This window comes from Kitasatospora sp. CMC57 (genome assembly GCF_045866025.2).
Lineage (GTDB): Bacteria > Actinomycetota > Actinomycetes > Streptomycetales > Streptomycetaceae > Kitasatospora.
The window spans coordinates 4,596,490-4,618,519 of sequence record NZ_AP035881.2 but is presented as its reverse complement, the minus strand read 5'-3'; the positions used below and the strand labels follow the sequence as shown (position 1 = coordinate 4,618,519).

General features: G+C 70.9%; 12 protein-coding genes. 4 read left to right on the top strand and 8 right to left on the bottom strand.

What is annotated here, in order from left to right:
• Positions 1-138: 138 nt before the first annotated feature.
• The 3 genes from ACKUU6_RS20730 to ACKUU6_RS20720 all read right to left on the bottom strand — a co-directional run bounded on the left by ACKUU6_RS20730 (position 139) and on the right by ACKUU6_RS20720 (position 7,722).
• On the bottom strand, positions 139-5,079 hold the full coding sequence (locus tag ACKUU6_RS20730; RefSeq protein WP_407990057.1) for an NAD-glutamate dehydrogenase: 4,941 nt from the start codon (positions 5,077-5,079) through the stop codon (positions 139-141).
• A 271-nt stretch (positions 5,080-5,350) separates the two neighbouring features.
• Positions 5,351-6,976: an L-glutamate gamma-semialdehyde dehydrogenase gene (gene pruA, locus ACKUU6_RS20725; RefSeq protein WP_407992183.1), complete on the bottom strand. Its 1,626-nt coding sequence runs from the start codon at positions 6,974-6,976 to the stop codon at positions 5,351-5,353.
• A 92-nt stretch (positions 6,977-7,068) separates the two neighbouring features.
• Entirely contained in the window at positions 7,069-7,722 is a 654-nt protein-coding gene (locus tag ACKUU6_RS20720; protein ID WP_407990056.1) for an HAD family hydrolase, read from the bottom strand.
• 104 nt (positions 7,723-7,826) lie between these two features.
• On the opposite strand from ACKUU6_RS20720, the gene ACKUU6_RS20715 reads away from it, so the two are divergent.
• Complete coding sequence (locus tag ACKUU6_RS20715) at positions 7,827-8,624, top strand: maleylpyruvate isomerase family mycothiol-dependent enzyme (protein ID WP_407990055.1); 798 nt, start codon at positions 7,827-7,829, stop codon at positions 8,622-8,624.
• A 139-nt stretch (positions 8,625-8,763) separates the two neighbouring features.
• Here the strand turns inward: ACKUU6_RS20715 and ACKUU6_RS20710 are convergent, their stop codons facing one another.
• Positions 8,764-10,485, bottom strand: a complete 1,722-nt coding sequence (locus ACKUU6_RS20710) for a putative Ig domain-containing protein (protein WP_407990054.1) — start codon at positions 10,483-10,485, stop codon at positions 8,764-8,766.
• Between the two features lie 443 nt (positions 10,486-10,928).
• Here ACKUU6_RS20710 and ACKUU6_RS20705 point away from each other — a divergent pair, with 443 nt between their 5' ends.
• A complete protein-coding gene (locus ACKUU6_RS20705) occupies positions 10,929-16,145 on the top strand; it encodes a SpaA isopeptide-forming pilin-related protein (RefSeq protein ID WP_407990053.1) in 5,217 nt (1,738 codons plus the stop codon).
• A 114-nt stretch (positions 16,146-16,259) separates the two neighbouring features.
• On the opposite strand, the gene ACKUU6_RS20700 is transcribed toward ACKUU6_RS20705, so the two are convergent.
• Positions 16,260-16,382: a hypothetical protein gene (locus ACKUU6_RS20700; protein ID WP_407990052.1), complete on the bottom strand. Its 123-nt coding sequence runs from the start codon at positions 16,380-16,382 to the stop codon at positions 16,260-16,262.
• Positions 16,383-16,388: 6 nt separating this feature from the next.
• On the opposite strand from ACKUU6_RS20700, the gene ACKUU6_RS20695 reads away from it, so the two are divergent.
• Positions 16,389-16,559 (top strand): trypsin-like serine protease, encoded by a 171-nt coding sequence (locus tag ACKUU6_RS20695; protein ID WP_407990051.1) that lies wholly within the window; start codon positions 16,389-16,391, stop codon positions 16,557-16,559.
• Positions 16,560-16,754: 195 nt separating this feature from the next.
• On the opposite strand, the gene ACKUU6_RS20690 is transcribed toward ACKUU6_RS20695, so the two are convergent.
• Both ACKUU6_RS20690 and ACKUU6_RS20685 read right to left on the bottom strand, forming a co-directional pair.
• A complete protein-coding gene (locus ACKUU6_RS20690; protein WP_407990050.1) occupies positions 16,755-17,264 on the bottom strand; it encodes a DUF6912 family protein in 510 nt (169 codons plus the stop codon).
• A gap of 120 nt (positions 17,265-17,384) precedes the next feature.
• Positions 17,385-18,347, bottom strand: coding sequence for a patatin-like phospholipase family protein (locus ACKUU6_RS20685; protein WP_407990049.1), 963 nt, complete (start codon positions 18,345-18,347; stop codon positions 17,385-17,387).
• Between the two features lie 266 nt (positions 18,348-18,613).
• Here ACKUU6_RS20685 and ACKUU6_RS20680 point away from each other — a divergent pair, with 266 nt between their 5' ends.
• The gene (locus ACKUU6_RS20680; protein WP_407990048.1) at positions 18,614-19,093 is read left to right on the top strand and encodes an Rv3235 family protein; all 480 of its coding nucleotides are present in this window, start codon (positions 18,614-18,616) and stop codon (positions 19,091-19,093) included.
• A gap of 77 nt (positions 19,094-19,170) precedes the next feature.
• Here the strand turns inward: ACKUU6_RS20680 and secA are convergent, their stop codons facing one another.
• Complete coding sequence (gene secA, locus ACKUU6_RS20675) at positions 19,171-21,933, bottom strand: preprotein translocase subunit SecA (RefSeq protein ID WP_407990047.1); 2,763 nt, start codon at positions 21,931-21,933, stop codon at positions 19,171-19,173.
• Positions 21,934-22,030: the final 97 nt, after the last annotated feature.

Sequence of the window (22,030 nt, the reverse complement as noted above, 5' to 3'; positions counted from 1 at the left end):
AGGTCCCTCCATGATCAAGTACCGACGCCACCTGTCATCAACGTGTCGGCCGAGTACATCTAGGGCCGGTCCGGCGGGGCTCGGAGCACGGAGAAGGGAGGGCGGGACCGCAGCGGTCCCACCCTCCCTTCTCTGCTGTCAGTGCGCGGTGCGCAGCAGCGTACGGATCACCCGCATCGCGACCGAGAGGCTGGACAGCTCGTACTTGTCCGAACCCCTTATGTCGTCGAGGGTGGTCTTGGCCCGGCTCAGCAGGGTGGAGTTGAGCTCCGCCCAGGCCGCGTACCGCTCCTCCGGGGAGGCGCCCTCGGGGCCGCAGGTGAGGATGTCGGCGGTCAGGGCCGCGTGCGCCGCGAACAGGTCCTCACGGATCGCCGCCCGGGCCATCGAGGACCACCGGTCGGTGCGCGGCAGTTCGATGATCCGGTCCAGCAGGTGGGTGATCTGGAGGCGGTCGGCGAGGTCGTAGTAGAGGTCGGCGACCTCGGTGACGTCCACCCCGGCGCGGTCGGCGACACCGACGATGTCCAGGGTCGGGAAGGCCGAGGAGAGTCCGGCGATCCGGCCGGCCAGCTCGTCGGGGACGCCGGCGGCGACCAGCTCCTGCTGGATCGACTCGAACCAGGCCAGGTCCTCGCCGCGGAGCGGCTTGGGCAGGCTGTCCCAGACCTGGTTGACCCGGCCCTGGAAGAACGCGATGTTCTCCGCGATGTCCAGCGGCTGGCGGCGGTTGTTGAGCATCCACCGGGTGGCCCGCTCGACCAGGCGACGGCTGTGCAGCCGCATCTTGGTCTGCACCCGGGCCGGCACCACGTTGTCCAGGCCCTCGATCTCGTCCCAGATCCGCTCCAGGCCGAAGACCGCGCGCGCCGCCGCGTGGGTGCGGGCGATCTCCTCCATGGTCGCGCCGGTCTCCTCCCGGAGCCGGAACGCGAAGGTGCAACCGCCGCGGTTGATCGTGTCGTTGACGATCAGGGTGGTGATGATCTCGCGGCGCAGCGGGTGGCTGTCGATCGCCTCGGCGAACCTGGCCCGCAGCGCGCTGGGGAAGTACTGGTGCAGGGCGGTGCGGAAGTACGGGTCGTCGGGGAGCTCGGTGGCCAGCAGCTCGTCGGCCAGGGTGATCTTGGTGTAGGCGAGCAGCACCGACAGCTCGGGCTGCGAGAGCCCCCGCCCGGCCTGCTGGCGCTCCCGGATCTGACGGTCCGTCGGCAGGAACTCGATCGCCCGGTCGAGCTGCCCGCCGGCCTCCAGCCGGTTGATCATCCGGGCGTGCACGTCGACCATCGAGGCGGCCTGGGCGACCGCGTTGGCCAGCACCACGTTCTGCGCGTAGTTGTTGCGCAGCACCAGGTGGCCGACCTCGTCGGTCATCTCGGCGAGCAGCTTGTTGCGCTGCTTGACCGTCATGTCGCCGTCGGCGACGACCTGGTTGAGCAGGATCTTGATGTTCACCTCATGGTCCGAGGTGTCCACGCCGGCCGAGTTGTCGATCGCGTCGGTGTTGATCCAACCGCCGGTGCCCTCGGGGCCGCCGGTCGCCGCGTACTCGATCCGGCCGAGCTGGGTGCAGCCGAGGTTGCCGCCCTCGCCGACCACCCGGGCGCGGACCTGGCCGCCGTTCACCCGGATCGCGTCGTTGGCCTTGTCGCCGACCTCGGCGTTGGTCTCGGCGGTGGCCTTGATGTAGGTGCCGATGCCTCCGTTCCAGAACAGGTCCACCGGGGCCTGGAGGATCGCCTTCATCAGCTCGGCCGGGGTCAGCTTGGACTCGGTGATGCCGAGCCGCTCGCGGACCTGGGAGCTCAGTTGGATCGACTTGGCACTGCGCGGGAAGACCCCGCCGCCGGCCGAGATCAGCGACTTGTCGTAGTCGTCCCAGGAGCTGCGCGGCAGCTCGAACAGCCGGCGGCGCTCGGCGTACGAGACCGCCGCGTCCGGGTTCGGATCGAGGAAGATGTGCCGGTGGTCGAAGGCGGCCAGCAGCCGGATGTGCTCGCTCAGCAGCATCCCGTTGCCGAACACGTCACCGGACATGTCGCCGATGCCGACCACGGTGAAGTCCTCGGACTGGGTGTCGACGCCCAGCTCGCGGAAGTTCCGCTTGACGGACTCCCAGGCGCCGCGCGCCGTGATGCCCATGCCCTTGTGGTCGTACCCGGCGGAGCCGCCGGAGGCGAACGCGTCGCCCAGCCAGAAGCCGTACGACTCGGCGACCCCGTTGGCGATGTCGGAGAAGGTCGCGGTGCCCTTGTCGGCGGCCACCACCAGGTAGGTGTCGTCCTCGTCGTGCCGCACCACGTCGACCGGGTGGACGACGTCGCCGGCCTTCAGGTTGTCGGTGATGTCGAGCAGCGCCGAGATGAAGGTCTTGTACGAGGCGATGCCCTCGGCGAGCCAGGCGTCCCGGTCCACCGACGGGTCGGGCAGCTGCTTGGCGACGAAGCCGCCCTTGGCGCCGACCGGCACGATCACGGTGTTCTTGACCATCTGGGCCTTGACCAGGCCGAGGATCTCGGTTCGGAAGTCCTCGCGCCGGTCGGACCAGCGCAGACCGCCGCGGGCTACCTTGCCGAAGCGCAGGTGCACGCCCTCGACCCGGGGCGAGTAGACCCAGATCTCGAAGGCCGGGCGGGGCGCGGGCAGGTCGGGGATGGCCTTCGGGTCGAACTTCATCGACACGTACGAGTGCCAGTCGCCGTCCTCGGCGCGCTGGAAGAAGTTGGTCCGCAGGGTGGCCCTGATCAGGTGCAGGAAGGAGCGCAGGATGCGGTCCTCGTCCAGCGAGACGACCTCGTCCAGGGCGCCGGACAGCTCCTCGAGGATCGCCTCGGTGTTCTCCGCCGCACCGAGCTGGTGGGCCGGGCTGAGCCGGGCCTCGAAGAGGTTGACCAGCAGCCGGGTGGAGTGGATGTTGTTGCGGAGCGCGTCCTCCATGTAGTCCTGGGAGAAGGTGCTCCCGGCCTGCCGGAGGTACTTGGCGTAGGCGCGCAGCACCACGGCCTGACGCCAGGTCAGCCCGGCGCTGAGGATCAGCTCGTTGAAGCCGTCGTTCTCCGCCTTGCCCGTCCAGGTGGCCGCGAAGGTCTCCTGGAACCGCTCGCGGGCCTCCTCGGTGAGGGTGGTCGCCTCGCGCAGCCGCAGGCCGAAGTCGTAGACCCAGGCCTTCGAGCCGTCGTCCCGGGTGAGCGCGTACGGGCGCTCGTCGAGCACCTCGACGCCCAGGCGCTGGAGCACCGGGAGCACCTCGGTCAGCGAGATCGGGCCGCCGACCCGGTAGATCTTGAACCGGCGCTCGTCGTCGCCCGCGCCGACCGGCTGGTAGAGGTTCAGCCGGAAGTCGCCCTCGCCGCTCAGCGACTCGATCTGCTTGAGGTCGGCGACCGCGGTGCGCGGCGGGAAGTCGGCCCGGTAGCCGTCCGGGAACGCGTTGGCGTAGCGGCGGCCGAGCTCGGCGGCGCGCTCCTCGCCCAGCTCGACGTGCAGCTGGTCGTTGAAGCCGTCCATCCAGAACCGGGCGGCCTCGGCGAGCTTGGACTCGATCCGCTCGATCTCGGCGTCGGTCAGGCTGGGCAGCTCGCTGCCCTTGGCGACCCGGACCACGAAGTGGAGCCTGGTCAGCACCGACTCGGTGGACCACACCGTGTACTCGATGTTGTCGCCGTTCAGCTCCTGCTTGAGGATCTCCATCAGGCGGAGCCGGATGCGCGTGGTGTAGCGGTCGCGCGGCAGGTAGATCAGCGCGGAGAAGTAGCGCCCGTACTCGTCCTGACGGAGGAACAGCCGCAGCCGGCGGCGCTCCTGGAGGTAGAGCACGCTGGTGGCGATGGAGAGCAGCTGCTCGGCCGGGGTCTGGAAGATCTCGTCCCGGGGGAAGGTCTCCAGGATCTGCAGCAGGTCGCGGCCGTCGTGGCTCTCGCCGGAGAAGCCGGAACCGGCCAGCACCTCCTGCACCTTGCGGCGGACCACCGGGATGCGGGTGACCGACTCGGTGTACGCGGCGGAGGAGAACAGGCCGAGGAAGCGGCGCTCGCCGACCACGTTGCCCTGGGCGTCGAACTTCTTCACGCCGACGTAGTCCAGGTACGCCGGGCGGTGCACGGTGGCGCGGCTGTTGGCCTTGGTGAGGACCAGCAGCTTCTTCTCGTGCGCCTTGGCCCGGACCGGCGCGGACAGCCGGCCGAACGCCTCGGAGACCGGGTGGTGGTCGGTGTCGTGGCTGAGCGGGTCGGAGCGCAGGATGCCCAGGCCCGTGCCGGGGACGGCCCGAAGCACCTCCTCGCCGTCGTGCTCGGCGAGGTCGTACTCGCGGTAGCCGAGGAAGGTGAACTTGTCGTCGGCCAGCCAGCGCATCAGCTCCCAGGCCTCGCCCACCTCCTGCTCGGACAGGTGGGACGGGGGCGCCTCGGCGAGCTCGTCGGCCAGCCGCAGCGCGGAGTCGCGCATCTTGCTCCAGTCCTCGACCACCTCGCGGACGTCGCCCAGCACCCGGCGCAGACCGGTCTCGATCGCGCTCAGGTCCTCGCGGTCGGTCTCCCGGTCGATCTCGATGTGCATCCAGGACTCGACGGTGGCGTCGGCGGGCCACTCGGCGCCTGCCGCCTGGCTCCGCGAGCAGGCGTCCAGGTCGAGGATCTCCAGCAGCTTGCCGGTGATGTCACGGCGGACCGCGAGCTGCGGGTGGATCACCACGTGGATGCCGCGGTCCTGGCGGGTCAGCTCGTTGGTGACCGAGTCGACCAGGAACGGCATGTCGTCGGTGACCACCTCGACGATCGTGTGCCCGCAGGACCAGCCGTTCTCCTCGACGGTCGGGGTGTACACCCGGACCTCGGCGGTGCCCTGGGGCCGCTTGAGGCCCAGCCGGTACTGGGAGGCGGCCGCACCGTAGACGTCGACCGGGTCCCGGTCCACCAGGTCCTCGGGGGCGGTGTGGAGGTAGTAGTGGTGCAGGTACGCGGCCAGAGCGCCGTTGCTCAGACCCTCCCCTGGCGCCGCTCCCCCCACCTGGCTGTTCTCAGCGGCTGCTGCTGCCTTGGTGAGCAGTTCGGCCTTGGCTGCGTCCAGCTTGGTCTGCATGGCTGTTTGGCTCCTGTCGCGCGCCGTTGCGTGACTCGGTGACGGTTCGGTCCACCGCCGAGTCTGCCCACAATCCTTCCGCATCACCGGAAGAAAGACGGCCATGGCACGCATGACGCGACGTTCGTCCGGGTATTACGGAATGTTGGCCTGCGGCCGGAACCCGACGACGCCAGTCAGCCTAACCGGCGGGAACGTGGGTGTCAGGGGACATGAAGGAGCAAACGCCCGAACAGATCGGGCCGTCCTGGACACCGTGTCCAATCAACCCTCAGCCCATGTGCGGATAGCGGTACCCGGTCGGCGGCACGAAGGTCTCCTTGATCGACCGGGCCGAGGTCCAGCGCAGCAGGTTCTGCGCGGCACCCGCCTTGTCGTTGGTCCCCGAGGCCCGCCCGCCGCCGAACGGCTGCTGCCCGACCACCGCGCCGGTCGGCTTGTCGTTGACGTAGAAGTTGCCCGCCGTGAACCGCAACCGCTCCATCGCCTGCGCGATCGCGTACCGGTCGGTGGCGATCACCGCGCCGGTGAGCCCGTACGGGGCGCCGGCGTCGACCCGGTTGAGCGCGTCGTCCCAACGCGAGTCCTCGTAGACGTGCACGGCCAGCACCGGGCCGAAGTACTCCTGGCCGAAGATCTCGTTCCGGTGGTCGCTCGACACCAGCACGGTGGGCCTGACGAACCATCCGATCGCGTCGTCGTACTGGCCGCCGGCCGCCAGCTCCACCGTCGGGTCGGCCACCGCCCGGTCGATCGCGGCGGTCACCCGGGCGTACGCCTTGGCGTCGATCAGCGCGCCCATGAAGTTGGACAGGTCGCTGACGTCGCCCACGGTGAGCGCGTCCACCTCGGCCAGGAACTCGTCCTTGATCTTCTGCCAGAGGCTGCGCGGCAGGTAGGCCCGGGACAGCGCCGAGCACTTCTGGCCCTGGTACTCGAAGGCGCCGCGGATCAGCGCGGTGCGCAGTACGTCCGGGTCGGCCGAGCGGTGCGCGATCAGGAAGTCCTTGCCGCCGGTCTCGCCGACGATCCTCGGGTACGTCCGGTACGAGCCGATGTTGCTGCCGATGGTGCGCCAGAGCGACTGGAAGGTGGCGGTCGAGCCGGTGAAGTGCAGTCCGGCCAGCGCCGGATCGGCCAGCGCGACCTGGGAGAGCGCCTGGCCGTCGCCGGTCACCAGGTTGATCACCCCGGGCGGCAGCCCGGCCGCCTCCAGCAGGCGCATCAGGTGATGGGCCGCCAGCGTCTGGGGGGGCGCGGGCTTCCAGACCACCGTGTTGCCCATCAGCGCGGGCGCGGTCGGCAGGTTGCCCGCGATGGCGGTGAAGTTGAACGGCGTGATCGCGTAGACGAAACCTTCCAGCGGGCGGTGGTCGGTGCGGTTCCACACCCCCGGGGACGACTTCGGCTGCTCGGCCAGGATCTGCCGGGCGAAGTGCACGTTGAACCGCCAGAAGTCGACAAGCTCGCAGGGCGCGTCGATCTCGGCCTGCTGCACGGTCTTGGACTGGCCCAGCATGGTCGCCGCCGCGACCGTCTCGCGCCACGGGCCGGCCAGCAGGTCGGCGGCCCGCAGGAAGACCGCGGCCCGGTCGTCGAAGGAGAGCGAACGCCAGTCGGCCGCCGCCGCCAGTGCCGCGTCCACCGCGAGCCTGCCGTCCTCCCGGGTGGCGTTGCCCAGCAGGCCGAGCTTGGCGGCGTGGTGGTGCGGCTGCACCACGTCGATCCGCTCGCCGGAGCCGAACCGCTGCTCGCCGCCGATGGTCATCGGCAGCGGGATCTGCTCGGCCGCCAGTTCGTCCAGCCTGCGTTCCAACCGGGCCCGTTCGGGACTGCCCGGGGCGTAACCGTGCACCGGCTCGTTGACCGGCTCGGGGACCTGCGTGACTGCGTCGATCGGCATGGCTGGCTCACTCTCTTCCGCTCAGCCCCCAGCCTGACCACCCGTCAGCCGAATCGCCGTGGCTGACACGCCCTGACGGGTGTGGCTCACGCCACGATCCGCTCGGCCAGCTCCACCGCTTCGGCCAGCGAGTCCACCACCGGCACGCCGAGCGGCTCCAGCTTCTCCCGCGTGTGCGAGCCCCCGGTGTACAGCACCGCCCGCGCCCCGGCGTTCTTCGCGGCCACCGCGTCGTCCGCCGCGTCGCCGATCACCACCGTGTGTGCCGGGTCCGCGCCGAGCGCCTCGAGGTGCTGCCGCAGGTAGTCGGTCTTGCCGGTGCCGTACGACTCTCCGACCCGGCCGTCCACCCGGACGAAGTGCTCCTCGATGCCCCGGGCCCGGACCTGCGGCACCAGCCGGTGGTGCTCGTGCATCGACAGCAGCGACTGGCTCCGGCCCGCCGCCCGCCACCGGGTCAGCAGCTCGGCAGCGCCCTCGGTCAGACCACAGGCGTCGCTGAGCTCCTGGTACCGCTCCTGGAAGGCGCCGTCCAGCATCAGCCACTCGCTCGCACTCGGGGTCCGGCCGAGCAACGACTCGTAGAACTTCGGTATCGGGAAGCAGTACAGCTCCCGGTACTGCTGCACGGTGATCGGGGCCACCCCCACGGTCGCGAAGGCGGCGTTGCTCGCCGCCACCACCGCTGCCATGTCGTGCAGCAGGGTGCCGTTCCAGTCCCAGACGATGTGAGTACGCACCGGGGAACGGTACCCGAGCGGTGCTGGGAGGCGAGGACTGGCCGGTCGGCGGCGACCGGGAAAACCGCTGTCCGATCATCGGGGCACGGTGATAGACATCCGGCGTGGAAAAGAATCTTGAGTTCCCCGAGCTGCTGCGCCTGATCGACGAGCGGTCCACCGCCTTCCGGGCCGCGGTCGCCGCCGCGCCCGGTCTCGACGCACCGGTGCCGAGCTGCCCCGGGTGGACGCTGTTCGACCTGGTGAAGCACCTGGGTGGCGGAGACCGTTTCTGGGCCGCCATCGTGGGCGCGGGGCCGGCCGACGGTCCCCCGGCCGAGGCCGCCGCCGCGCGCGCCGCACTGGAGCTGCCGCGGGAGCGTGAGGCCCTGCTGGCCTGGGCGGCCGCGTCGACGCAGCTGCTGCTGAGCGCCCTGCGCGAGGCAGGCCCGGACGCCGACTGCTGGACGTGGTGGAGTGCCCGGCAGACGCCGCGGACCTCCGGCGGAGTCGCCCGCCACCGGGTCCAGGAGAGCATGGTGCACACCTACGACGTCCAGCTCGCCTCGGGCGCCCCGCAGCCGCTGCCGGCCGAGGTCGCCCTCGACGGTGTCGAGGAGTTCCTGTTCACCTGCGTCGCGACGCACAGTGCTTGGCCGCACGAGCCCACGGCCTTCGAGTTCCACGCCGCCGAGGGCCGCTCCTGGCGCCTCACGGTCGATGCCGACGGCGCACGCTCCGCCCGCATCCCGGCGCCCACTGCCGCGACCGGCGAGGACTCGGAGGCAGCCGGCGCCTCGGTCCACGGCACGGCCGGTGAGTTGGTCCTCTACCTGTACGACCGGATCAAGGCCGACTCCCTGCAGATCGGCGGAGACGCGGGGCTGCTCGACCTGCTCCGCGCCTGGGAGCCGGAGGAGTAGGACGCAGCGGGGCGGACCGCCCCACTGACATCGTCCCTGCGGCAACAACCCGAAATATTGCCGCAGGGAAGACGTCAGTTCCCTGCTCACCGCCGTGCCGACCGCACTCTTCCGTGCCGCTCGACCGGGGCGGCCGGGTTCAGGAGACGCTGACGGTGACGTCGTCGAGGACGAACGAGGTCTGCTTGGTGTAGTCCTCGGTGCCGGTGAACTTCAGGGTGACGCTCTGCCCGGCGTACGCAGCGAGGTTGAAGGTGCGCTGCTGGTAGCCGGCGGCGGCGTTGAGGTTGGAGTAGGTGGCGAGGGTGGTGCCGTTGGCGGTGACGGTCAGCTTGTCGTAGGCGGTGGTCGTCGACGACGCCGTGTCGATGTGCAGCCAGAAGCCGAGGGTGTAGTTGGTGCACCCGGCCGGCAGGGTCACCGTCTGGGCGAGGGTGTCGGTGTTGGCGGCGCCGTAGCCGTCCAGCCAGGCGTCGTAGCTGCCGGAGTGCGCGGGCTCGCTGGAGCTGCTGGTGACGGTGGTGGCGCCGCCGCTGTTGGTCTCGGTCCAGGACGAGGCGGATCCGGTCTCGAAGCCGCCGTTGGCGATCAGCTGGGCCGAAGTGCAGCCGCCACCGGTGGAGTTGACCGTCCAGGTGAAGGTGGCCGAGGAGGACGGGCCGGTGGAGTCGGTGGCGGTGGCGGTCACCGTCGAGGTGCCTGCGGTGGTGGGCGTGCCGCTGATCAGGCCGGTGCCGGTGTTGAGGCTGAGGCCGGCGGGCAGACCGGTGGCGGCGTAGCTCAGGGTGCCGCCGGCGGTGTCGGTGGCGGAGAGCTGGAGGCTGGTGGCGGTGCCGACGGTGGCACTGCGGGCGCCCGGGTTGGCGAGGGTGACCGATCCCGTGCCGCTGCCGGTGCCCTGCGCGAGCCAGGCGGTGGCGTTGAGGGCGAGGGCGGCGTCGGTACCGGCGGGGTCGTTCCATCCGTCGAACAGCGTGTTGCCGGACTGGCCGGTGCCGTCGTCGATCGGGGAGCTGTCGCCCCAGACGGCGACCCGGCCGCTGCCGAAGGCCGAGGTGACGAAGAAGGCGCCGCTGGTGCCGCTGTAGCCGCTCCGGTAGAGCAGGCCCTTGACCGCGGGGTTGTCGGCGGGCTTGAGGGTGAAGGTGGTGCCGTTGCGAATGATGGAGCCGGTCACCGTGCCGAACGGCCCGTTGAGCACCGGGTCGGTGCTGTCGGCGATGGCGCGCGGGTTCTCGTTGGCGATGTTCAGCAGGTCGACGGAGAAGCCGAACGGGTCGGTGTTGTCGACGCCGTTGCTGGTCATCAGGTCGTTGATGATGCCGGGCGAGTCCCAGCCGTCGTTGTTGCGGTCGCTCACGTTGTGGTCGGAGACCAGGAACAGGCCGCCGCCGTTCTGCACGAACTTCAGCACGGCGGTCTTCTCGGCGTCGCCGAGCCGGATGTTGGGCTCGGGCAGCACGAACTCGTCGAAGTTGGCGAGGTCGAGCGCACCGCCCGTGCCGTACGTGATCGTGGAGCCGGACGGGAGGGTCTTCAGGCTGTACTGGCCGGTCTTCTGGAGCGCCACGCCCCAGGCTGAGATCGCGCCGGTCCAGGACGTCTCGCTGGTCGGACTGGCGTTCTGGCCGAGCGGGTCGGGCTGGCTGGTGGAGATGATCCAGTCGGCGTTGCCCGCGGTCTCGCCCTTGCTGTTGTCGAACAGGATCCGCTTCGGGGTGCTCACGGCGGCCGTGGTCGCCGCCGGGGTCCCGGCCACGGCTGCGGCCGCGCGGTGCGGTACGGCGCTCGTGCCGGCCACCACGACCAGTGCGGTGACGGCGACAGCCAGGGGACGGGCGGCGTTCAGGACTCTGATCATGTGTCAACACTCCTCGTGCCTGGGGGAACTGAGGGTGCGCGCTACGCGCGTAGGCGCGGCCATACGGTGCCATGGTCGGGTGATCGGAGCTTGAACGGAACACGTCGACTGAACGTTTCTGCAGAGTCGCCGGTCGCGGGAGTGGCCGAAAAGGGCACCGGCTCGTGATGAGGGGCCGTCAGGGTCTCGGCGCAGTACCGGGGTTCACCGCGGCGCGCATCGCCTGCTGCCGCGCTTGTCCTACTTATTCGCGGGGCTTGAGCTGAGCGGATGAACTGTCCGGGCCACCTTGTTGAATTCGAGTCGAATCCGACAGGCACCAGGCGTGAAAGTCACAGAGATCATTCCGGGGGTTTCTCGAATGGAGCGATGTGAGCATCTTGCCGCAGGGGCCGGACGGCCTTCGGAGAGGGATTCCGCACAGATGGCGGCCGCTCGCAGCGGTGACCGCCTTCGCGATGACCGCCTCGGTGGCGGTCGCCGCGTTCGGACCGGATTCCCGGGCCGCCACGGGCGACGGCACAGTGACCGTCCAGGTCGTGCGTGAGGTCAACGCGGACGGCAGCTGGAACGGGGCCGCCCTGGAACCGGGCATGAGCGGCGTCACGGTCACGCTGACCGACGACGCGGGCGCGAGCATCAGCGGGACGACGGCGGCCGACGGCACCGTCACCTTGCGCCCGGCGGGCACCGCGCTGGCCGGCGGCAAGTACCGGGTCCAGGTCATGAACCCGAAACCCGGCACGCTGTTCTCGGCCTTCGCCGACCGCCAGGGACTGACCGGCGCGCCGACCAGGTTGAGCAGCACCGAGGAGTTCGTCGACCTCTCGGGTGGCAAGAGCGTCTCCTACACCACGGCCTTCTGGAACCCGGCCGACTACTGCCAGAAGAACGCCCCGCTGGTCACCGCCTGCATCAGGAACGACACCGACGCCACGACGATGCGGACGCTGGTGCAGTTCCCGTACAACGCTCGCGGGACCGACAGCCAGACCACCGACCTGGCCACCAAGGCGGCCACCGGCTCGGTCTACGGCATCGGCTACAGCAAGCAGAAGAAGTGGATCTTCAGCGGCGCGCACGCGCACCGGAGCGCCCCGTACGGCCCGTCCGGACAGGGTGCGATCTACCTGACCGACCGGTCGACCGGCACCACCACGCTCTTCGCCACGGTGCCGGCCGCCGGGACCACGGCGCACGCCCTCACCACCAACAACGATGTCGGCTTCATTCCGGTGGTGGCCAAGGAGTCGCTCGGCGACGTCGAGGTCTCGGAGGACGGCAACGACCTCTACGTGGTGAACCTGGCGGACCGTCAGCTCTACCGGTACGACGCGACCGCGAAGACCGCGAGCGCGGCGAAGGCGGTCTACCCGATCCCCGGCCCGGACACCGCCTGCCCGGCCGCGGCTGACTGGCGTCCGTACGGACTGGGCTTCCAGGACGGCGTGCTGTACGTCGGCGGCGTCTGCTCGGGCGAGTCGACCCAGAGGAAGTCGGACCTGCGCGCCGTCGTGCGGACCTTCGATCCGGTGGCCGGCTCCTTCGGCCCCGTGGTGATGGACCAGAAGCTGGACTACCCGCGCAGCAACACCTTCCAGTCGGCGATCTGCAAGGGCCCCTCCTGGTACCCGTGGAGCGACCAGGTCCCCACCACCCAGGACGGCATCGCCTGTCCCCCCGGCGTCTACGCCAACCCCGAGCCGATCCTCGCCGACATCATCGTGGACACCGACGGCGCCCTGATCCTCGGCTTCCGCGACCGCCTCGCCGACCAGGTCGGCCAGGGGCAGCCCATCGTCCCGAACGGCGGCCTGTACGCGCCGGCCGCAGGCGGTTCGCTGACCCGGGCCTGCCCCGAAGCGGGCGGCCTGTTCGTGATGGCCGAGAACGGTGGCTGCGGCAAGTCCGTACGCGGCGACGACTTCTACTACAACCGGACCTACTGGGAGCACGGCAACGGCTTCTTCGCCGGCAACGCGCTCTCCAAGGTGGAGAGCACGATCGCCGGTTCGGGCGTCGACCCCACCGGGGCCATCTTCACCGGCGGTACGGCCTTCGCCAACCGCGACGGCTCCGAGAGCCCCCTCGACGCCACCCACGGCAACCGGCTGACCACGACCTTCGGCAAGGGCGGCTCGATGGCCGACCTGGAGGTGCTGTGCGACGAGGCACCGCTCCAGATCGGCAACCGCGTCTGGTACGACGTCAACAGGAACGGCATCCAGGACCCGAGCGAGGGCCCCGTGCCCGGCGCCACCGTCAGGCTGTACGACGCGGCCGGTGCGGTGGTCGGCACCACGAAGACCACTGCCCGCGGTGAGTACTACTTCGACAACTCCAACGTGACGGGCGGGCTGCTGCCCCGTACGCAGTACACCATCAAGATCGACAACCCGGCGGACTACCAGGCAGCCGGCCCGCTCTTCCACTGGGTCCCCGCCAAGAACGACGTCGGCACCAACGACTTCATCGACAGCGACGGGGTGGTACCGCCGGGCGGCACCTACCCCGAGCACACGATCACCACCGGCGGCCCCGGGCAGGACAACCACACCTACGACTTCGGCTACATCCAGCCGGAGGGGCAGGTGTCGGTGCTCAAGCAGTCCAAGGAGAGCAGCACCCCACTCCCCGGCGCGGTCTTCCAGCTCTGGCGCGAGACCAACGGCACGGCAGGCCTCCAGACCGACGGGGCCACCCCCGACACGACGGTGGGCACCCCGTGCACCACCCCGGCCACCGGCATCTGCTCGGCCACCGTGCCGCTCGGGACGTACTACTGGCAGGAGACCCAGGCACCGACCGGCTACCTCCTCCCCTCGCCCGCCGTCTTCGGACCGCTGACGCTCACCTTCGCCAACTACGCCCAGGGCGCCACGGTCACCGCCGTGGACGAACTCGCGACGGGCGCGGTCAGCGTGCTCAAGCAGGACGCCGCCGCCAAGCCCCTGGCGGGCGCGGTGTTCCAGCTCTGGCGCGACACCAACGGCACCGCCGGCCTCCAGACCGACGGGGCCACCCCCGACACGACGGTGGGCACCCCGTGCACCACCCCGGCCACCGGCATCTGCTCGGCCACCGTGCCGCTCGGGACGTACTACTGGCAGGAGACCCAGGCACCGACCGGCTACCTCCTCCCCTCGCCCGCCGTCTTCGGACCGCTGACGCTCACCTTCGCCAACTACGCCCAGGGCGCCACGGTCACCGCCGTGGACGAACTCGCGACGGGCGCGGTCAGCGTGCTCAAGCAGGACGCCGCCGCCAAGCCCCTGGCGGGCGCGGTGTTCCAGCTCTGGCGCGACACCAACGGCACCGCCGGCCTCCAGACCGACGGGGCCACCCCCGACACAGCGGTCGGCACCCCGTGCACCACCCCGGCCACCGGCATCTGCTCGGCCACCGTGCCGCTCGGGACGTACTACTGGCAGGAAACCCAGGCACCGACCGGCTACCTCCTCCCCGACCCGGCCGTCTTCGGACCGCTGGTCCTGACGATGGCCAACCTGACCCAGGGCGTGACCGCGACCGCCGTCAACCAGCTCGCGACGGGCGCGGTCAGCGTCCTCAAGCAGGACGACAACGGCAAGGCCCTGGCGGGAGCCGTCTTCCAGCTCTGGCGGGACAGCAACGGCACAGCGGGGCTCCAGACCGACGGGGCCACCCCGGACACGGCAGTCGGGACGCCCTGTACGACTGCGGCCACCGGCATCTGCTCGGCCACCGTCCCACTGGGCACGTACTACTGGCAGGAAACCCAGGCACCGACCGGCTACCTCCTCCCCGACCCGGCCGTCTTCGGACCGGCCGTCCTCACGATGGCCAATCGGCTGTTCGGCGTCAGCGTCACGGCGGTCAACCAGAAAGTGACGGGCGCGGTCCGGATCCTCAAGCAGGACAGCGCGGGCAACTCCCTCGCCGGAGCGGTGTTCCAGCTCTGGCAGGAGACCAACGGCACCACCGGTCTCCAGTTGGACGGGGCGACGCCGGACACCGAGGTGGGCTCCCCGTGCACCACGGCGGCGAACGGCTACTGCTCCGTCACCGTGCCGCTGGGGACGTACTACTGGCAGGAGACCAAGGCTCCCGACGGCTACCTGCTCCCCTCGCCCGCCGTCTTCGGACCGCTCGCTCTCACCATGGACAACAGCCTTCTCGGCACCAGCATCACCGCCGTCAACCAGCTCGCGACGGGCGCGGTCAGCGTGCTCAAGCAGGACGACAGCGGCAAACCCCTGGCCGGAGCGGTGTTCCAGCTCTGGCGCGACACCAACGGCACCGCCGGACTCCAGACCGACGGCACCACCCCCGACACAGCCGTGGGCAGCCCCTGCACCACCCCGGCGACAGGCATCTGCTCCTCCACCGTCCCGCTCGGCACGTACTACTGGCAGGAGACCCAGGCGCCCGACGGGTACCTGCTGCCCAGTCCGGCCGTCTTCGGGCCGCTCGTCCTCACCATGGACAACCGCATCCAGGGCGTCACCCTCACCGCCGTCAACGAACTCGCGATGGGCAGTGTCAGCGTGCTCAAGCGGGACCAGAACGGCACGGCTCTGCCCGGCGCGGTGTTCCAGCTCTGGCGGGACACCAACGGCACCCCGGGGCTCCAGACGGACGACACCAAGGTGGGCAGCCCCTGCACCACCCCGGCCAGCGGGCTGTGCAGCAGCCGGACCACGGTCGGGACGTACTACTGGCAGGAGACCAAGGCACCCGACGGGTACCTGCTCCCCGACCCGGCCGTCTTCGGACCGCTCGTCCTGACCACCGCCAACTACGCCCAGGGAGTGAGCACCACCGCCGTCAACCAGCTAGCCACCGGCGCCGTGACCGTCCTCAAGCAGGACGACGGCGGCAAGGCCCTCGCCGGAGCCGTCTTCCAGCTCTGGCACGAGACCAACGGCACCACCGGACTCCAGACCGACGGCGCCACCCCCGACACCAAGGTGGGTGCTCCCTGCACCACCCCCGCCGACGGCAGGTGCAGCAGCACCGTCCCGCTCGGCACCTACTACTGGCAGGAGACCAAGGCACCCGACGGCTACGTCCTGCCCGCCCCGGCGGTCGCCGGCCCGCTCGTCCTCACCGCGCTCAACCGGCTCCAGGGCGTGACCGTCACCGTGGTCAACCGGCCGCAGGCGGCCGACCTGCACCTGGTCAAGCGCGGCGACGGGGACGGGCACCCCGCACTCAAGGGCGCGGCCTTCCGGCTCTGGCGGGAGAACAACGGCATTCCCGGCCTGCAGACGGCGGGGTCCGGCCCGGACCAGCTGGTCGGCGACGGCTGCGTGACGGACGGTCAGGGCCGTTGCGCCTTCCCGGCCCTGCCGCTCGGCGCGTACTACCTGGAGGAGACCCGGGCGCCCGACGGGTACCTGCTGCCCGCCGAGACGGTGAGCGGTCCGCACCTGATCGGCGAGGGTGACATCGGCAAGGTGGTCGAGATCGTCCGGCTGAACACCGCGAAGCCGACCCCGTCGCCCTCCCCCAGCCCGTCCCCGTCCACGCCGCCCGGGCCCAAGCCTCCGAAGCCGCCGGCCTCGCTCCCCGCGACCGGTCTGGCCGTGACGGGCGCGCTCTCGCTCAGCCTCGCGGTGATCTGCGGCGGCATCCTGCTGCTGGCCCTCCGCGGCAGGCGCCGGAAGGCGGGTGACTGACCCGGTACCGGACGAACCGGCAGGGGCCGGTCCGCGCAGCCGCGAGGCTGTCCGGACCGGCCCCTGCGGCTTTCACCACCGCCCACTCCGGGGGCCCCGAAGTCCGACGGTTGCTCAGGCGCCGGACACGACCCGGCCCAGCTCGATCCAGTCGCCCCGGCCGTCGCCGCCGTTGAAGGCGTAGCCCTCGGCACTGCCGTTGCTGAGGTTCCAGAGATAGTCACAGCCGGGGACCACTCGTGCGTGGCCAAGCTGACCATCGGCGACCAGGGGAGGACCTGCTCAGGCGCGCGGGTCGACCCGTACTGGGTGCTCACCGCCGCCTCCTGCTTCGCCGATGCCGGCCGCGAGTACGGTGGCAAGCAGTCCGGACTTCCACACCGGGCGTGGCTGGTTGTGAAACAACGTCGGTAGTCCTCAACCGGTCTGACGGTACACCGGAGGGCAGGCACAGCCGGCCGACTGCCCTCTCCGGCGCCCCTCCGCCGCCCAGACGGGCACGACAGCGGACGCTGGTTCCCCCAACGGATCCGCGAACCGGACACCAACTCATGATCGAGTCGGTGAGGACACTGATGTCACCTGCCCACGGCCCGTCCGCCCGGGAGTTCAGGCCAGCAGGGCGGGGATCTCCTGGGTCGCGAACCAGAGCAGCTCGTGGTCCTCCGCACCGTCCACGGTGAACTGCGCGTCGTCGTCGCCCATGTCCGCCGCCTCGATCACCGCGGCGGCGGCCGCGATGTCCGCCACCACGTCCTCCTCGGCGACGTCCGCGTGCACCGCTGCGGCCTTCGCCAGCGGGAGCGGGCTCTTGAGCACGACCCGTCCCAGCGAGGCCTGGTCCTGGTACTCGTCGCCGACGAACGGCCCCACCCCGGAGTCCGCCACCTCGACCGCCACGACCACCCGACGCCGGGGCGCGGCGGGGTCGGCCGCGAGCAGGCGCAGCGCCGCCTGGGCGGCCCGGTTCAGTGCCGCGTACTCCAACTCCTCCAGGTCGTCGCTGACATACCACTCGCGCAGCGCGGGAGTCACCGCGTAGGCCACCGACTGGTCCAGCGCCCCACCGGGGTACGCCGCCGCCAGGCCGGCCAGGGTCGTGGGCACGTACACGCGCATCGAGGGCACTCCGGGGTCGTCAGCGGGCCAGATCCTCAAACAATACGCGCAGCCACCCGGTGCTCCCGGGGGCGGCGAACCGCGTGGAGCGCCGGCGTGCGGTCACCGCGCAACCGGGCCTCAGCCGCTGCGACGCTCCACGAGCGCCCGGCCCACCGTGTGCAGGGCCGTCTCCAGGGTCTCCGCCCGCCGGGCCGGGTCCATCATGTTCACCCCCATCGCCGCGAGATCCGCCGGCGTCGGCGCGAGCAGCTGCACCCGCACCCCCTCGGCCCGCAACTGCCGGGCCTCCCGCATCAGCTGACGGGTCACCGCCCGCCGGTACCGACTGATCAGGTGCACCAGGACGCCGCCGGACCGCCGCCGGTCCGACGGCGACGGCCAGGACGGCCGCAGGGCCATCGGCGCGAGCACGTAGACCTCGTCCAGCCCTCGGTCGGCCATCAGGTCCGCGTTGGTGGCCGACCAGCAGCCGCCGTCGACGTAGCGGCTGCCGCCCACCTCGACCGGGGCGAACCAGCCGGGGATCGCGCAGGAGGCCATCACCGCCTCGTCGACCGCCGCCACCGGCGCGCCGGGGTCGCCGAAGGTGACCCGCCGCCCGGTCCTGTGGTCCACCGCCGCGACCCGGAGCGCGGGCGCCATGGTGTCCCCGGCCAGGCCCCGCACCAGCGAGCCGATCGGGGCCACCGAGCCGCGTCCGGTCGGCACCAGCGCCGAGACCATGGTCAGGAAGGGGTAGTCCCCCGGATGCCGGACGACGTCCCGCAGCAGGCCGGGTGAGCCGATCCCCGGCCCGGGCCTGGGCGGCAGCGCCCCGCCCAGGACGGTGTCGTAGTCGAAGTCGAGTCCGGCCAGCGGTCCGGTGAGGATCTCCAGTCCGCGGTGGTGGTCGCGCAGGTCGGCGACGCCCACTCCGCTCGCCAGCAGGGCGCCGAGGATCGAACCGGCCGACGTGCCGAGCACGATCTCGGCCGAGCCCGGACGCCACCCGGTCACCTCCTCGACCGCGCAGAGCGCGCCGATCGTCCAGGCGGCGCCGAGCATGCCGCCCCCGCCGAGCACCAGTCCCCGTCGCACCACGCCGACCTCCTCCGTCCCCGGACCTGCCACCGTCCGTACCGCCGTCCGCGCCACGGAGAACGTCCCCCTTCGGGCCCCACGCCACCCGTCACCCTGTCAGCCGGACGCGCCGGCCCGGGGCGTACGGCTCCGGTCCCCGCACCGTACGTCACCCGGATAGGTGACCCGGGAGGCCGCCGTCGACACGGTCCGGGTCTTCGTTGCCCGCGCCACGGCCCCCCGGTACCAAGGGACTCGACCGCATCCGCGAACGAAGGGCGCCCGCTGTGACCGTTCCCGCACCGCACGTCCGCGCTCTGGTCCACCCGGCCGCCCCGCACCAGCCGCACCGGCGCCGCGCCGACCGGGTGCCACGTCGGCCACACCCGGTCGGCGAGCTGACACCACGTCACCCGCGCGCCGCCTGCGCACCGGCCAGGACCGGGCAGAGCGTACTGGCCGCACGGTTCGCCCACCGGCTGGTGGAGGTGCTCACCGGCCACCGTCCGGCCGGGCAGCTCCAGCGGCACACCAGCCTGCCCGGGTACCAGCAGCTCACCGCCCTGGTACGGACCGGACCGCTCCGCCCGCGCGGGCGGCTGACCGCACACCGGCTGGGCCGGGTCTACGACTCCGCGCCGACCGCCCGGGCCCTGGAGGTCTGCGTCCGGGTCGAGTTCGGGCCGCGCCACCACATGGTGGCCTTCCGGCTGGAGCGCCACCGCCGCACCGAGCAGTGGCAGTGCACCGCTGTGGAGGCCCGCTGAGGCAGCAACCCAGTGGCAGCCCGCTGAAACGCCACGAGGCGCGGAGCAGCGAGCCCCGCGCCTCGTGACAGTTGTCGCTACTTCCGGCGACGGCCCTTCGCCGCCCGCGCGGCCTTGCGGCGCTCGGCCCGGGTCAGCCCGTCGCCCTCGTCGCCGAGGCCGTCCTCGAAGTCGCCCTCGACGACCGTCTCGTCGCCGTCCACCGACGGTGCGGTGTAGTGCAGGCGCTGCGGCTTCGGAGCCTCCAGGCCCTTGGCCTTGATCTCCGGGCGGGCCGCGGCGGCGTCCTTCTCCAGCTTGGCCAGGGTCTCCTCGGCGTCCGCCAGCGGGACCTCCTCGACCTGCTGCTCGACCTGGACCTCCAGGTTGAACAGGTAGCCGACGGACTCCTCCTTGATGCCCTCCATCATGGCGCCGAACATGTCGAAGCCCTCGCGCTGGTACTCGACCAGCGGGTCGCGCTGGGCCATCGCCCGGAGGCCGATGCCCTCCTGGAGGTAGTCCATCTCGTACAGGTGCTCGCGCCAGCGGCGGTCCAGCACCGAGAGCACCACCCGGCGCTCCAGCTCACGCATGATCTCGGAGCCGAGCTGGTCCTCGCGGGCGCCGTACTGCGCCTGGATGTCCTCCTGGAGCACCTTGGTGAGGAACTCGGCGGTCAGACCGGCCGGGCCACCGACCTCCTCCTCCAGCTCCTCCAGGTCCAGGGTGAGCGGGTAGAGCTGCTTGAGCGCCGTCCACAGCTTCTCGAGGTCCCAGTCGTCCTCGAAGCCCTCGCCGGTCGCGGCACCGACGTACGCGGCGACGGTGTCGTCCATGAAGTGGCCGACCTGCTCCTGCAGGTCCTCGCCCTCCAGGACGCGGCGGCGCTCGCCGTAGATGACCTCGCGCTGACGGTTCAGCACCTCGTCGTACTTGAGGACGTTCTTGCGGATCTCGAAGTTCTGCTGCTCGACCTGCGTCTGCGCGGAGGCGATGGCGCGGGTGACCATCTTGGACTCGATCGGCACGTCCTCCGGGACGTTGGCCATCGCGAGCACGCGCTCGACCATGCCGGCCTTGAAGAGCCGCATCAGGTCGTCGCCGAGCGAGAGGTAGAACCGGGACTCGCCCGGGTCGCCCTGACGGCCGGAGCGGCCGCGGAGCTGGTTGTCGATCCGGCGGGACTCGTGGCGCTCGGTGCCGAGCACGTAGAGGCCGCCCAGGCTCTGGACCTCCTCCTGCTCGGCCTTGACCGCGGCCTTGGCCTTCTCCAGCGCGGCCGGGAAGGCGGCCTCGTACTCCTCCGGAGTGTCCAGCTCGGTCAGCCCGCGCTGGGCCAGCTCGGCCGCCGCGAGGTGCTCGGCGTTGCCGCCGAGCATGATGTCGGTGCCACGGCCGGCCATGTTGGTCGCGACCGTGACGGCGCCCTTGCGGCCCGCCTGGGCGACGATCTGCGCCTCGCGCTCGTGGTGCTTGGCGTTCAGCACCTCGTGCGGGATCCCGCGCTTGCGCAGCTCCTGGGAGAGGTACTCGGACTTCTCCACCGAGACGGTGCCGACCAGGATCGGCTGGCCCTTCTCGTGCTTCTCCGCGATGTCCTCGACCACGGCCGCGAACTTGGCCGGCTCGGACTTGTAGATGAGGTCGGGCTGGTCGATCCGGAGCGGGGTCTTGTTGGTCGGGATCGGCACCACGCCGAGCTTGTAGATCTGGTGGAACTCGGCCGCCTCGGTGGTGGCGGTACCGGTCATGCCACCGAGCTTGTCGTACAGCCGGAAGAAGTTCTGCAGGGTGACGGTGGCCAGCGTCTGGTTCTCGTTCTGGACCTCCACCCCCTCCTTGGCCTCGATGGCCTGGTGCATGCCCTCGTTGTAGCGGCGGCCCGCCAGCATGCGGCCGGTGTGCTCGTCGACGATCATGACCTCGCCGTTCATCACGACGTAGTCCTTGTCGCTCTTGTAGAGCTCCTTGGCCTTGATCGCGTTGTTCAGGAAGCCGACCAGCGGGGTGTTCACCGACTCGTAGAGGTTGTCGATGCCGAGGTAGTCCTCGACCCGGCTGACGCCCTCCTCCAGCACACCGACGGTGCGCTTCTTCTCGTCCACCTCGTAGTCGCGGTCGCGCTTGAGGCGCTGCACCAGCTTGGCGAAGTCGGCGTACCACTTGGTCGCCTGGTCGGCCGGGCCGGAGATGATCAGCGGCGTACGGGCCTCGTCGATCAGGATCGAGTCGACCTCGTCGACCACCGCGAAGTTGTGGCCGCGCTGCACCAGCTCGTCCTGCGACCACGCCATGTTGTCGCGCAGGTAGTCGAAGCCGAACTCGTTGTTGGTGCCGTACGTGATGTCCATCGCGTACTGGCGCTTGCGCTCGGCCGGCGACATGTTGCCGAGGATCACGCCGACCTCGAGGCCGAGGAAGCGGTGCACCCGGCCCATCCACTCAGAGTCACGCTCGGCGAGGTAGTCGTTCACCGTGATCAGGTGGACGCCCTTGCCGGTCAGCGCGTTCAGGTACGCGGGCAGCGTGCCGACCAGGGTCTTGCCCTCGCCGGTGCGCATCTCGGCGACGAAGCCCATGTGCAGCGCGGCGCCACCCATCAGCTGGACGTCGTAGTGCCGCTGGCCGAGCACGCGCTTGGCGGCCTCGCGGACGGTGGCGAACGCCTCGGGGAGGATGTCGTCCAGCGTCTCGCCGTCGGCCAGCCGCTGCTTGTACTCATCGGTCAGGGCGCGCAGCTCGTCGTCCGTGAGGTTGACGAAGTCCTCTTCGATGGAGTTGACCTGGGCGGCAATCCGCTGCAGCTTGCGAAGGGTCTTACCCTCGCCGGCGCGCAGGATCTTGTCGAAGACGGACACTTGGGCGGGCTCCTTGCCTGGATCGGCTCTGGACGACTGCACGATGGGTCGACCCCACCGCACGGGCCATCGTATGCGAGGAGGCCAACGCGCCGGG

Bases quoted from the DNA above. Each gene is read 5' to 3' on its own strand.
- ACKUU6_RS20710 (WP_407990054.1), bottom strand. From the start codon at position 10,485: ATGATCAGAGTCCTGAACGCCGCCCGTCCCCTGGCTGTCGCCGTCACC.
- ACKUU6_RS20730 (WP_407990057.1), bottom strand. From the start codon at position 5,079: ATGCAGACCAAGCTGGACGCAGCCAAGGCCGAACTGCTCACCAAGGCA.
- ACKUU6_RS20690 (WP_407990050.1), bottom strand. From the start codon at position 17,264: ATGCGCGTGTACGTGCCCACGACCCTGGCCGGCCTGGCGGCGGCGTAC.